10 protein-coding genes are annotated in these 12,271 nt (G+C 70.0%); 2 read left to right on the top strand and 8 right to left on the bottom strand.

Going from position 1 to position 12,271, the window contains the following annotated elements; all coding sequences use genetic code 11:
- Window positions 1–15: 15 nt before the first annotated feature.
- Window positions 16–1,176 (top strand): serine hydrolase domain-containing protein, encoded by a 1,161-nt coding sequence (locus tag AB5J53_RS21075; RefSeq protein ID WP_369247214.1) that lies wholly within the window; start codon window positions 16–18, stop codon window positions 1,174–1,176.
- Between the two features lie 192 nt (window positions 1,177–1,368).
- On the opposite strand, the gene AB5J53_RS21070 is transcribed toward AB5J53_RS21075, so the two are convergent.
- From AB5J53_RS21070 to AB5J53_RS21050, 5 genes are all read right to left on the bottom strand, one after another.
- Window positions 1,369–2,214, bottom strand: a complete 846-nt coding sequence (locus AB5J53_RS21070; RefSeq protein WP_369247213.1) for an EamA family transporter — start codon at window positions 2,212–2,214, stop codon at window positions 1,369–1,371.
- Window positions 2,211–2,741 (bottom strand): YbaK/EbsC family protein, encoded by a 531-nt coding sequence (locus AB5J53_RS21065; protein WP_369247212.1) that lies wholly within the window; start codon window positions 2,739–2,741, stop codon window positions 2,211–2,213. The genes AB5J53_RS21070 and AB5J53_RS21065 overlap by 4 nt, the downstream gene beginning before the upstream one ends.
- Window positions 2,742–2,807: 66 nt before the next feature.
- Window positions 2,808–3,596: a DUF4253 domain-containing protein gene (locus tag AB5J53_RS21060; RefSeq protein ID WP_369247211.1), complete on the bottom strand. Its 789-nt coding sequence runs from the start codon at window positions 3,594–3,596 to the stop codon at window positions 2,808–2,810.
- A gap of 104 nt (window positions 3,597–3,700) precedes the next feature.
- Entirely contained in the window at window positions 3,701–5,374 is a 1,674-nt protein-coding gene (locus AB5J53_RS21055; RefSeq protein ID WP_369247210.1) for a penicillin-binding transpeptidase domain-containing protein, read from the bottom strand.
- A 103-nt stretch (window positions 5,375–5,477) separates the two neighbouring features.
- Complete coding sequence (locus AB5J53_RS21050; protein WP_369247209.1) at window positions 5,478–7,121, bottom strand: penicillin-binding transpeptidase domain-containing protein; 1,644 nt, start codon at window positions 7,119–7,121, stop codon at window positions 5,478–5,480.
- Window positions 7,122–7,397: 276 nt separating this feature from the next.
- Between AB5J53_RS21050 and AB5J53_RS21045 the strand changes: the two genes are divergently transcribed.
- A complete protein-coding gene (locus AB5J53_RS21045; protein ID WP_369247208.1) occupies window positions 7,398–8,510 on the top strand; it encodes an ABC transporter substrate-binding protein in 1,113 nt (370 codons plus the stop codon).
- A 229-nt stretch (window positions 8,511–8,739) separates the two neighbouring features.
- On the opposite strand, the gene AB5J53_RS21040 is transcribed toward AB5J53_RS21045, so the two are convergent.
- The 3 genes from AB5J53_RS21040 to AB5J53_RS21030 all read right to left on the bottom strand — a co-directional run bounded on the left by AB5J53_RS21040 (window position 8,740) and on the right by AB5J53_RS21030 (window position 12,269).
- Window positions 8,740–10,005: a tyrosine-type recombinase/integrase gene (locus AB5J53_RS21040; protein WP_369247207.1), complete on the bottom strand. Its 1,266-nt coding sequence runs from the start codon at window positions 10,003–10,005 to the stop codon at window positions 8,740–8,742.
- A gap of 90 nt (window positions 10,006–10,095) precedes the next feature.
- Window positions 10,096–10,341, bottom strand: coding sequence for a helix-turn-helix domain-containing protein (locus AB5J53_RS21035; protein ID WP_369247206.1), 246 nt, complete (start codon window positions 10,339–10,341; stop codon window positions 10,096–10,098).
- 446 nt (window positions 10,342–10,787) lie between these two features.
- Window positions 10,788–12,269, bottom strand: a complete 1,482-nt coding sequence (locus AB5J53_RS21030; protein ID WP_369252364.1) for an ATP-binding protein — start codon at window positions 12,267–12,269, stop codon at window positions 10,788–10,790.
- Between the last annotated feature and the right edge of the window lie 2 nt (window positions 12,270–12,271).

The raw sequence follows: 12,271 nt of genomic DNA, 5'->3' as shown, positions 1-12,271 counted from the left end.
ACAAGGAGCGCGGGCGTGGACGTGAACGGCACAGTGGCCGAGGGCTTCGAGCCGGTCGAGGAAGCGTTCGTACGCAACTTCGAGGTGCTCGGGGACCGGGGCGCCGCCGTCACCGTGTACCGCGACGGGCACAAGGTCGTCGACCTGTGGGGCGGCACGCGGGACGTCGACGGCACGGAGCCCTGGCGGCACGGCACCGCGCAGATCGTGCGCTCGGCGACGAAGGGCGTGGCCGCCGCGGTACTGCTGCTCCTCGCCCAGCGCGGGGAACTCGACCTGGACGCTCCGGTCGGCCAGTACTGGCCGGAGTACAAGGCGGCGGGCAAGGAACGCACCCTCGTCCGGCACGTGCTCGCACACCGGGCCGGGGTGCCCGTACTCGACCGTCCGCTCACCCCGGCCGAGGCGGCGGATCCCGACCTCGCGGCCGCGGCGGTGGCCGCGCAGGCGCCGGTGTGGGAGCCGGGGGCGGATCACGGGTATCACGCGCAGACGTACAGCTGGCTGACCGGTGAGCTGGTCCGGCGGGTGACCGGGCGTTCGATCGGCGAGTGGATCGCGGACGAGGTGGCCGGGCCGCTGGGGCTGGATCTGTGGGTCGGGCTGCCGGAGGCGGAGGCGGGGCGTGTGGGGCTGGTCGCGCAGGTCGAGGCCCCGTCGGCGCCGGGTGGCCTCAAGACCCGCCCCAAGCGGGCGGTCTCCGAGGCGTACGCGGATCCGTCGTCCCTCACCCGGCGTGCCTTCGCCGCGATCACGCCGATGCCGGACGAGAACGACGCGGCGTACCGGGCGGCGGTTCTGCCCGCGTCCAACGGCATCGCCACGGCGGAGGGGCTGGCCCGGTTCTATGCCGCGCTGATCGGGGAGGTGGACGGCGTACGGCTGTTCACGCCGGCCACCGTGGAGCGGGCCCGCGCCGAACAGTCCGCCGGCCCCGACCGGGTCCTGGTCGTCAACACCCGTTTCGGCCTCGGCTACATGCTCCACGGCACCGCCTCGCCCCTGCTCTCCCCGGGCTCCTTCGGTCACCCCGGCCGCGGCGGCGCCCTCGGCTTCGCCGACCCCGACTCGGGCATCGCCTTCGGCTACGTCACGAACGGCTTCCGCAAGAGCGTGACGGCGGACCCGCGGGCCCAGGCGCTGGTACGGGCGGTACGTCTGTCCCTCGGGGGCTGAGCTCCTGCCTCGGGGCACTCGGGGTGGGGGCTGAGGTCGTGGTGGTGCGCCTACCGGCACTTGCAGGTTGCTCTGACAGCGGTCGTAGCTGTGGGCATGCGTGCCGCCAGGGGCGGCACGGGTGGGCACAGCGGCACCCCGTACAGCGCCGGGTTGCGCGACCCACCCCCGACAGCAACCCAGGGAAAGTGGTCAACCCGCGTGCAGCATCAGCCCGATGCCCAGCACCAGGAGCCCCGCTGCCGCGATGCGAGGCGCTCCGAAGCGTTCCTTGAAGAAGATCGCGCCGATGGCCGCGCCGACGATGATCGAGGACTCGCGGAGGGCGGCGATCGGGGCGAGCTCGGCGCGGGTCTGGGCCCACAGGACCAGCCCGTACGCCGCGACGGAGAGCGCCGCGCCGAGGAACCCGACGGCGGCGAACGGCCGCAACACGGACACGAGTTCACCGCGCCGGCGGTACACCGCGTAGGCCGGGATCACCACACCCTCGACGGCCATCAGCCAGGCGATGTACCCGAGGGAGGACCCGGAGGCGCGCACGCCAAGACCGTCCACGACGGTGTACGCGGCGATCGACACCCCGGTCGCCAACGCGGCCCCGATCGCCGCCCAGTTGGGCCGCCGCCCACGCAGCCCCCACAGCGCGACACCCGTCAGCCCCGCGCAGGACAGCGCGATGCCCGAGGCGGCCCACCCGTCGGGCACCTCGTGCGCGAAGACGGCCGCCAGCGCCGTGACGATCAGCGGAGCGGTCCCGCGGGCGATCGGATACGCCTGCCCGAAGTCGCCGAGCCGGAACGAGCGCATCAGCAGCACGTAGTACGCGACGTGGATCACGGCGGAGGCGATGAGGTACGGCCACGCCCCGGCCGCCGGGAACGCCACGAACGGCACCATGACGAGACCGATCAGCATGCCGCCGCCCGCGATCAGCGTGAAACCGACCAGCTTGTCGCTGATGCGGTGCGCGATCGCGTTCCAACTGGCGTGGGTGACCGCGGCGAGCAGCACCGCCGCGGTGACGAGCGGCGTCACGCGGTCTGCTCGCGCACGTCCACCAGGGTGCCGCCGGCGTGGGCGATCAGGCTCTTGGGGTCCATCGGGAAAACGGTGTACGGCGTGCCCGCCGCGGCCCACACCGTGTCGTGGTCGAGCAGCGAACGGTCCGCCAGGACACGGGTCTTCGTACGGTGCCCGAAGGGCGGTACGCCACCGATCGCGTACCCCGTCGTCTCCCGCACCAGCTCCGCCTTGGCCCGCGTCACCTTCTCGGCGCCCAGCTCCCGCCGTACGAGCTCCACGTCGACCCGCGACGCACCGTCCATCAGCACCAGCACCGGAACCCCGTCCGCCGCGAAGATCAGCGACTTGCAGATCTGGCTCAGCTCGCAGCCGATCGCGGCGGCGGCCTCGGCCGCGGTGCGGGTCGCGTCCGGGAAGCGACGGATGCGCCCGTTCACCTCCTCGAGCCCCAACTCCCTCAGGGCCTCGGCGAAACGAGGGTGGGCGGCGTTCCCGGCGCGGGAGTGCTCTTCGGCGGCGTTCTCATCGGTGGCGGTCATGAACGGCACGCTAGCGGTCGGTGTACGAGGCACGCGACCGAGTTCTCAGCGGGTCCCCGGAGTCGCTCAGTCCCACCAGAAGCGCCACAGCGGGGCGCCGACGAGGGACGCCGCGTACCGGGGGAAAGGGGTCGGGGGGTCGTTGACGATGTTGTCGGCCGTGGTCAGCAGGTGTTCGAGGGCGACGTGATTGGCCTGCCGCTCGTCGCGCGGCGGACTCGCGACGCAGACGTACAGCGTCGACCCGACGGCGGCCAGGACCCGCGCTCCGAAGCGGTCCTCCCAGCTGCGCAGCAGGGCGCAGAGCAGGGGGAGGGGCGCCTGTGCGCGCCAGCCGATGACGGCGGGGATGTCGGCGCTCCGCCGGGCGGCGACGAGGCCGAGACGGCCGTCCCACAGCTCGTACGGCCACTCGTCCGCGAGCAGTGCGAAGGCGGACCGGGCGGCCTCGTCCGGGTCGACGCGGGAGGAGGCGGGCGTGGCGGGGGCCGGCCCGGGCCATTGGTCGTACGGTGCGCCCGGGTCGTCCTCCCACGGCTCGACGTCCTCGGGGCAGTCCATCGGTTCGGGCGGCGCGGCGAGCCACGCGAGTTGGCGCCGCCGGTATGCGCGCCAGCCCTCCTCCAGCTCGCTTTCGAGATCGACGGCGTCGATCTCGGCGAGGTCGAGCGAACCGGGCCGGTCGTCGTCCGCGTAGCAGAGGATCGGCAGCAGGCCGGTCTCGCCCTGCTGCCGCTGGTAGCGGGTCCACGAGGCCAACGGGTCGTGCGGGGGCTCGTCGGAGCGCCACATGACCGGGGAGCCGTCGGGCACGAAACGCCCGGCGGGCAGCCCCTCGGGAAGCGAGAACGTCATGCGCGGAGCGTAGAGCGCCCCACTGACATCGCCCCCTCGAACCGACAGCAAGGCGCCCACAACTGGGCGACCGGCCACCGGACAAGGCGCCCCCAACCGGACGTCTAGCTACCGGCCTTCAGCAGCGCCGCCACGATCGGCCCCGCCGTGTCACCCCCGTGCCCGCCCTGCTGCACGACGCCCGCCGCCGCCAAGTCGCCCTTCCACGCCGTGAACCAGCCGTTCGGCTTGTCCTGGCCGTCGACCTCGGCGGAGCCGGTCTTGGCGCCGTAGTCGGGGCCGAGGCCGGACATGGCCTCGGCGGCGGTGCCGGCGGCGGCCGTGTACTGCATGACCTCGCGGAGCTGGGAGAGCGTGGACGCGGACATGGTGCGGGACGCCGTGGCCAGCGTGCGGTGGTCCACCGTCGGAGACACCAGGTACGGCTGATGGAAGCTGCCCGCCTGGACCGTCGAGGCGACCGACGCCATGTTCAGCGGGTTCATGCGGACCCCGCCCTGGCCCATCAGCGACGCCGCCATCTGCGCGGCGCTCTGCACTGGCACCGAGCCGTCGAAGGACGGCACGCCGATGGCCCAGTTGTTCATGCTCAGCCCGAAGACCTGCTGGGCCTGCTTGGTCAGGTCGTCGTTCTCGAGCTTCTTCGCCTGGGTGATGAAGGCGGTGTTGCAGGACCGCGCGAAGCTCGCCTTGAACGTGCCGTCCTTGATCTCGAAGTCGTCGTCGTTGTGGAACTTCCAGCCGCCGTACGTCACGGTCTTGGGGCACGGGTGCGGCTTGTCGGCCGAGGCCAGCCCCTTGTCGAAGAGCAGCGACGCCGTGATGACCTTCATCGTGGAGCCGGGCGCGAGGGAGCCCTGGAAGGCGGTGTTGAAGCCGTGGCCGGTGTTCGCGACGGCGAGGATCTCGCCCGTCGAGGGACGCATCACGACCACCGACGCCTTCGCCTTGGCGGCCACTTTCTCCTCGGCGAGGGCCTGCAAGGTCGGGCTGAGCGTCGTCTTCACGGTCCCCGGGGTGCCCTCGCTGAGCGTCACCAACGTCTTGTCGGGGGTCTTCTGGGCACCCTTCTTGGCGGCCTTGCGGACCACGCGCAGCTCGATGCCGGCCTTGCCGCCGGCCGTCTTGCCGTACTTCTCGCGCAGCCCGTCGAGGACCGTACCCAGGGAGGGGTACTTGGCGGTGGTCAGCTCCGCGCCCTCGCGGTCCAGGGCCGTGATCGGGGGCGTGCCCGACTCGCCGGTGACCAGTCGGTCGCCGTCCTGGAGGTCCGGGTGGACGACGGACGACTCCCAACCGACCAGCGGTACGCCGTCCTTGGCGCGTCGCACGACCGTCAGCTTCGAGTCGTACGTCAGCGGCTTGCTCTTGCCCTTGTACGTGACGGTGGCCTTGACGGAGAACGGGACGGCGGCACCCGAGCGAGTGCCGCTGGTCAGCGTCACGCCGGTGATGTGGGCGTCCTTGGTGTAGCCGGTGAGCGCGGTCGTCGCGGCGGCCGAGTCGTCCGTGGCGGCGGCCGCCTTGGCGACGTCGCCGCTCTGCCAGGCGGTGAGGAAGGCGGCGGCCGTCGTGCGCACTTCGGTCGCCGACAAGGGGCCCGTCTTCACGACCTTGTGGTCGGCCGTCGTCGACGCCCCGTTCTCGGCCGCAGCGCCGCCGCCGTACAGGCTGTAGGCGCCGAACGCCCCGCCGGCGACGACCACGGCGATGACCCCGCCGAGCACGGCGGGCTGCTTCGTCTTCCGCCGCTCGGCGACGCGCCTTCTCTTGCCCACAGCTTCCAGTCCTCCGCTGTCCCCTGATGCCCCCGCTGTCTCACGCTGCTCAAACTGCTCAACGAGAGCACCACCCTAGGGTCCCGCCCTATGAGGGGTGACTTCAGCCACCAGTTCGTAGCACAGCTGCGACGATCGGACCGGCTGCGTCCCCTCCGTGACCGCCCTCCTGGGTCATCGCGGCGGCCGCGATGTCATTGCGGTAACCGGTGAACCAGCTGTTGGACTTGGTCTGGCCGTCGACCTCGGCGGAGCCGGTCTTGGCGCCGATGTCGCCGCCGAGCCCGGCCATGACGCGCGCGGCGGTGCCGCTCGTCGCGGTGAGCCGCATCATCTGCTTGAGCTGCGCGACGGTGTTCATCGGCAGGCCCTTCGCCCGCGCCGGCACGCGGTCGTCGAGCTTGAGCGGCACGATGACCGGCTGACGGAACGTGCCGGTGATGGCGGTCGCCGTCACCGACGCCATGTTCAGCGGGCTCAGCTGGACCTGGCCCTGACCGATCGCGTTCGCCGCGCGGTCCGAGCCGGCGGAGGCGGGGACGCTGCCGTCGAAGGACGGAATGCCGGTCTTCCAGTTGTCCTGGCCGAGGCCGAACCGCGTCTGCGCCTCGGTGGTGAGCGACTCGTCGGTGAGCGGCACCTTGTCGGTGCCGTCGATGAGCTTCACGAAGGCCGTGTTGCAGGACCGCATGAAGCTGTTGGCGAGGCTGGCGCTCTCATTGGCCTTCATGCCCGTGAGGTTGTGGAAGGTCTGGCTCTGCCAGGTCGCGGTGTCCGGGCAGGGAGCGGGGCCGTTCATCGTGGTCACGCCGTTGTCGATGAACATCGCCGCGGTGATGATCTTCATCGTGGAGCCGGGCGCGAGCTTGCCGAGGAACGCCGCGTTGAACCCGTCCGCGCGGTGGTTGGCGACCGCCAGCACCTCACCGGTGCTCGGCTTCACCGCCACCACGGACGACTCGGAGTACTGCGCGACCGCCTTCTCCGCGGCGGCCTGCGCGCTCGCGCTGAGCGTCGTACGGACCTTGCCGGGCTGCCCCTTGGCGAGGGTGACCAGGGTCGTGTCGCCGGTGTCCTCGCTCCCGTGCCGGATCGCCAGCTCGATACCGGGCGTGCCGCCCGCCGTGTCGCCGTACTTGTCGCGCAGCGCGTCCAGGATCGGCCCCAGGGACGGGTACTTCTCCTTCGTCAGGACAACGTCGTTGCGGTCCACGGCCTCGATCGCCGGACTCGCCGACTCCCCCGTGACGAGCGTGTCCCCGTCCTTCAGCTCCGGATAAAGGACGGACGGCTTCCAGCCGACCAGTGCCTTCCCGGTGGTGTCCCCGCGCACGACGGTCAGTTCGGAGTTGTACGAGAAGGGCTTGCTCTTCCCGTCGTACGACACCGTCGCCTTCACCGAGAACGGCACGGTCGCGCCGGACGGCGTGCCCGGCGTGATCCTCACGTCGGTGAGGTGCGCGTCGCTGCGGTAACCGGCCAGCAGCGCTTCCGCGCTCGTCGCGAAGTTGGTGTACGTCGCCGCCTTGGCCGCGTCGCCCTTCTCCCAGGCCGCGAAGAACGCGCGGCTGGTCTCCTTGATCTCCGCGCTGCTCGGCGGCCCGGTCTTCACGGCGGCGGCCCCGGACGCGCCCGAGCCGCTGTCCCCGCTGATCGCGGTCACCACGTTGTACGCGCCGTATCCGGCGCCCCCCACCATCACGGCGAACACACTGCCGATGACGGCTGCCTTTGCCCCCTTGCGCATCGCGCGATCCCTCCCCGTGGACCCTCTCCCGAACTTCTGAACGCGTTCAGAAAAGTTGGTCTACGCCGCACCCTATGCGGGGGGTGTGGCTCATGGGGCGGGAGTTCGCCGAATTGTTAGACCCCAGTGTCGAGCCACATCCGTGAACGCCGTTCATCGATGGGGATCGCGGTGCCGGTGTACATCAGAAAACGAAGGTTGCTTGAAGCCTGTCAGCTCAGCGAACAAATAATCGGTTGCCATGCAACCGCATCGTCACACGGGAGACGCCACCGCATGAATACGCCACCATCGCCACCCGGCGCGGAGCGGACTGACGGATCATCCGTCCAGATCGGCGCTCTCGTTCCGCTGACTCGGCCCGGCTGGGTCGAGGCAGGCCGGCACTTGCTCGCCGGCCTCGAGCTGGCCGTTCGCGAAGTCAATGACGCCGGCGGGATCGTCGGAAGACCACTCGAGCTGGTGGTCCGAGACACCGCGGCTGATCCACAGAGGGCCGCGGCGGCCGTGGACGAATTGGCTCGCCTGGGCGTGGCCGCCTTGGCGGGGGAGTATCACAGCGTCGTCGCTCGCGCCGCTGCCGCCAGGGCCGACGCCCTCGGCCTGCCGTTCCTCTGTTCGTCAGCGGTTCTCGACGCGCTCACCGAACAGCCGACGGCATGGGTCGCGCGCCTCTCCCCGCCGCAGTCCCGCGGCTGGCAGGTCTACGCGGACTTCCTCCTCGGCGCGGGCCACAGTCGTATCGCCGTAGCGGCCCAGCCGAGTGTCTACTGGGCGACTGGGACCAGCATTCTGCGGGACTACCTCGCTCCACGCGGCGGCACCGTCGTCGAGCTCGACATGAGCGTGCTCACCCCCACGGCGGTGTGCGACGAACTCGTCGACCATCGCGCGACAGCCCTCCTTCTTCTGGTCGGCCACCCGGAGCCGGCAGTGTCGATCGTCAAGTCTGTCCGCCACGACCAGCGCCTCGCCGAGATCATGATCGGTGCTCCGGCCGGGCAACCGGAGTTCGCCGAATGGGCGACCCTGCTGGGCGACGACAGCGCCGCGATCCCGTTCTTGCGCTACCTGCCCGAGCGCCTCAGCCCACTCGGTGCACGAGTCGAGACGGCCCTTCGTGAGCGGCTGGCCGAAGCGCCCTCCTTCGTCGCCTTCGAGGGTTACGACACGGTCGCCGTCCTCGCCGATGTGCTGCGTTCTCACGGCGTGGACCGGGCGCGCACTGCCGAATCCTGGCCACGCGTTGCGGTCGAAGGCACCCGCGGGCAGATCCGGTTCTCCCGCACGCCAGGCATCAGTGTTTGGCAATGGGCTCGGACGCCGATCCAAGTCGTCGACCGAGATCCGGCGGAACCCGATCGCTTTCGGATCCTTCACACCGCTTGAGAGAGCGATACAGCCACGAGCGACCACGAACAACAGCGATGGCGCGGCAGTCTGCCGCGCCATCGTCGTGTGTCCGCCCAGCTAGACCCAGGTATCCAGCCACATCCGCGACCGCCACTGGTCGATCGGGATCGCGGTGCCCGTGTACAGGGGCCAGAAATAGATGAAGTCTGCGAGATCCGCCTTGATGAGGCCCCGACCAGGGCGTTTGGCACTGATCGGGGCCGTGTCAGGCTGCCTGGGCCGTCTCTGGGCCGTGATCTTGTGGAGCGGAGGCCAGATAGAGGCTGTCGACAGCCTTTCGCGTGCGTCCCTCGCTACTCGGCATCAGGTGCGTGTACGTCCGCAGCGTGAACCCCGGATCGCTGTGACCGAGGTACTGACTCAGGGCACGGATGTTCTCGCCCGCGTCCAGCAGCACTGACGCGTAGAAGTGCCTGAGCGCGTGCATGCCGTGCTCGGGGGCCGACGCGTACCGCTCGCCCGCCTCCCGCGCCGGGATGATGCCTGTGGCAGCCAGAGCGGCCTTCCAGTGGTGGTCGTTGAAGTTGCTCACGCGCACGTGGTTGCCTTCGACCCCGCTGAACAGGAGTCGTTTCGTCACGAGCGGGCCGTCCGGTGTACGCCAAGGGAGCGTCACATCGACCGGAGGGAACTTCTTGGCGTGGTCCCGGAGGGCGGCGCCCACGGCCTTCGGCAGCGGCACGTCACGAACCTTGCCGCCCTTCGGCAGCGCGAACACGTACTTACCGCGGATGCGCTTGAGCTGGTGGCCTACGGCCAGCCAACCGCCCTCGTAGTCGAGTTCGTCTTCCGAAAGTCCGAAGATCTCCCCTTGCCTCAACCCGCATCCTGCCCCGGTGTCGACAGCAGCCCGGAAGCGCTGTTCGAGGGCGGCCCGCACGCCGAACGTCTGGTCTGCCGTCCACGGGGTGACGCGCGGCTTGCCCGGCTTCGGAAGGTGCACCGTTCGGGCGCGGCAGGGGTTTTTGCTCAGGAGTCCGTCATCGACCGCCGCGCTTAGCGCTGCCGAGACGGTGCCGACGATGATGCGGCGGTGCGATTCCGCCGGCACGGTGTCTTCCAGGGCAGCGATCCAGTCTCGGATGTGCTCCGGCTTGAACGAACCGAGCGGGCGAGTCCCGATGTGCGGGTACGCGTGCAGGCGGAGCCGCCGTTCCGCTGCCTCCCGGCTGTTGATCTCGCCCGTGTGCGTCTTCACCCAGCGTTCCGCGTACTGCCGGAAGGTGGTTCGCGCGGTGCGCGGGTCAACGTACTGGCCCCGCGACATGTCGGCCTCGATGTGGGTGAGCCACTTCTCAGCGAGCCGCTTTTCCCTGTCGCGGAACGATTTGCTCTTCTCGGTGCCGTCGGGGCCGATGTACCGGGCGCGGTACCTCAAGCCAGTGCCGTAGCGGTCGGATTTGACCTTGACGGTCTTGCCGTCGGACGTGGTCTCGGTCTTGAACCAGCGGTCTTGAATGTGGCCTGACATGCGGCGGCGGTCCCTTCTGGGCAAGGAGAAGGGAGGGCCACGGTGTGGCCCTCCCTGGGGAAGCGGTGCGGTGCGCGGTGTCTGGCTGTATCAGGCGGCGTCCTGGTCGGCGCTCTTGCGCTGGGTGACGTAGGTGCGGACGTCGGCAGGGTCGTAGCGAACGTGCTTGCCGATGCGGAAGCCGGGCGGGCCGCTGCGCTTCCGGCGCCACTGGTAGACGGTCTCTTTGGGCACGTCGAACATCTCGGCGATGTCGTCGGGGGTGAGGTACCGATCGGGCAAGCCGCTACGGAGGGTACTTCGGGGGTCGGGTTGAGCAGGATGGGATCGGCTCATAAGGGGCCTCGGCATCGAGTCGGGATGGCTCGGGGGCTTCTCGCGGTGCGCTTCTGTCCGAGGTTCGGATTTCTGCGTCACCGCGTCATCAGCGTCACTTGAGGCTCTGACCTGCTGTTTTGGGTGACGCGGCGGATTGGGGCTGCGTCACCGCTGCGTCATCGGCTGCGTCACCGGGTGACGCAGGTGACGCAGGATGACGCAGAGCCAGCCGTCTGCGTCATCGCTGTTGCCGCAGGTCAGCGGCCGTTTTCCGAGCCGGGTGACGCAGGTGACGCAGCATCTTCCCTCTTAGGACAAAGAAAGGGGCTGCCTGTTGTAGTTCGGTGCGCCTCACAGAGCGAAGAAGGGGCCGCTGCGCGGCGCGACCTTGGGGCGGCGTTCCGCCGAACAGCAAGAGGAGCACGTGCTCTTCTTGCTGTTCGCTTGAGCGTGCGGATCGCGGATCAGAACGCCCGCGTCTGCTCGTGGGGAGGCAGGGTCAGGACGACCGTGCGGGTCATTTCGAGGTAGCGGCCCGCCTTGGTGCGGCCCGAGTCGATGAGGACACCCCGGGCCGCCAGTGTCGGTTGGAGGCGCTTGAGGCGGTCGGAGAGGACTTTGCCCGTGGTCGGCCACCCCTTGGGCAGGGGACGGCCGTCCTCGCCGCTGTAGATGCGGCTGAGGCAGGACAGCCACTCCGTGGACGTCATCTGCTGCGCCGCGCCCGGCTCGATGGTGTGGGCATACCTCAGGACGGTTTGCGCGAGGAGGTCACCCTCGATCACGTCGTCGTTCAGGTCGTCCAGACTGGCCCGGTATGCGGGGAGCGCTCCGAGGCCGGTTGCCGCGTCGAACTGCGCGCACAGGTGGGCGAAGTCCGCCATCCGCAGATCGGTGGGGGTCTCCGCGTCCACCGCGCGGACCTTGACCGTAAGGTCGAGGAGCGAGCCGAGGACCACGGGCAGGACTTCCGCGTAGTCCGCCCAGAGTTCGGCTTCGGTGCGCCGGACGCGGGGTCGCTCCAAACGCAGAGGCAGGAGCCTCTCCGCTAGGTCGGGGCGGATGACGCCGACGTCGATGCCGGTGAGGAGCAGGGGGCGGCGGTAGCCGACGCGGAACACGTCTCCGTCGGTGAACAGGGCGCGCTTGACGCTCTCGGCTCCGGTCACGATGCAGCACATCGCGTCCGACAGATCCGGCGTCATGTGCGACAGGTTGTCCAGCGCGGTGATCCATCCCGCCGCCACTGCCGCAATGAGGTTCTCCTCGTCCTTCGGCGCCCGTCGCAGGTCACCGCTCATCCCCTCGATGATCCTGGTGAGCATCCGGCCCCCGGTCGACTTCCCCGCCCCCTGCGGCCCGGTGAGGAATGGCGCCGGTACCGGCACGGACGGCCCGAGGCAGCCGATCAACCAGGCGATGGCCAGGCATTCGGTTTCGGCGTTGGCGAAGTTGCACAGGCGGAGCAGCAGATCGATTCCCTTGCCGTCGGTGTCCTTGGCCGGCAGGGGCAGTTCCCCGGTGAGCTGGGTTCGTCGCCAGCACACCTCGCGAGGGTCCGGGGTGAGCACGTCCCAGCCGGTGGGGTGGATACGGACGGACTGCCCGTCGTCGCGGCCCAGGTCCAGCCACGTCGCCCCGTCGAACCCCGGGGCGACGCGGATGTTCACGGGCTGCACGTCCTCGGTCAGCGCGAGTGCTTCGATCAAGTCCAACGCCTCCTTGAGCGCGGTTCCGTTGAACACGCCGATCCCGTCCTTGAACAGGCCGACCATGAGTTCCTGTCGGTGGCTGCCCGTCGTGCCCTGGGAGCGGATCGGCCGTGCCACGGGGTGGCCGTTCTTCTGCGCGTACACGGTCCCGTCAGCGGTGCGGAAGTACCGGAAGTGCGCATGCGCGTAGTCCGCGATGACCTCGCGGGCGGGGTTCTTCTCGTCGTCGGGCATGG

Source organism: Streptomyces sp. R41, assembly GCF_041053055.1.
Taxonomy (GTDB): Bacteria; Actinomycetota; Actinomycetes; order Streptomycetales; family Streptomycetaceae; genus Streptomyces.
Note: the sequence above shows the minus strand (reverse complement) of the source record. Positions and strands in the feature narration are given on the sequence as shown.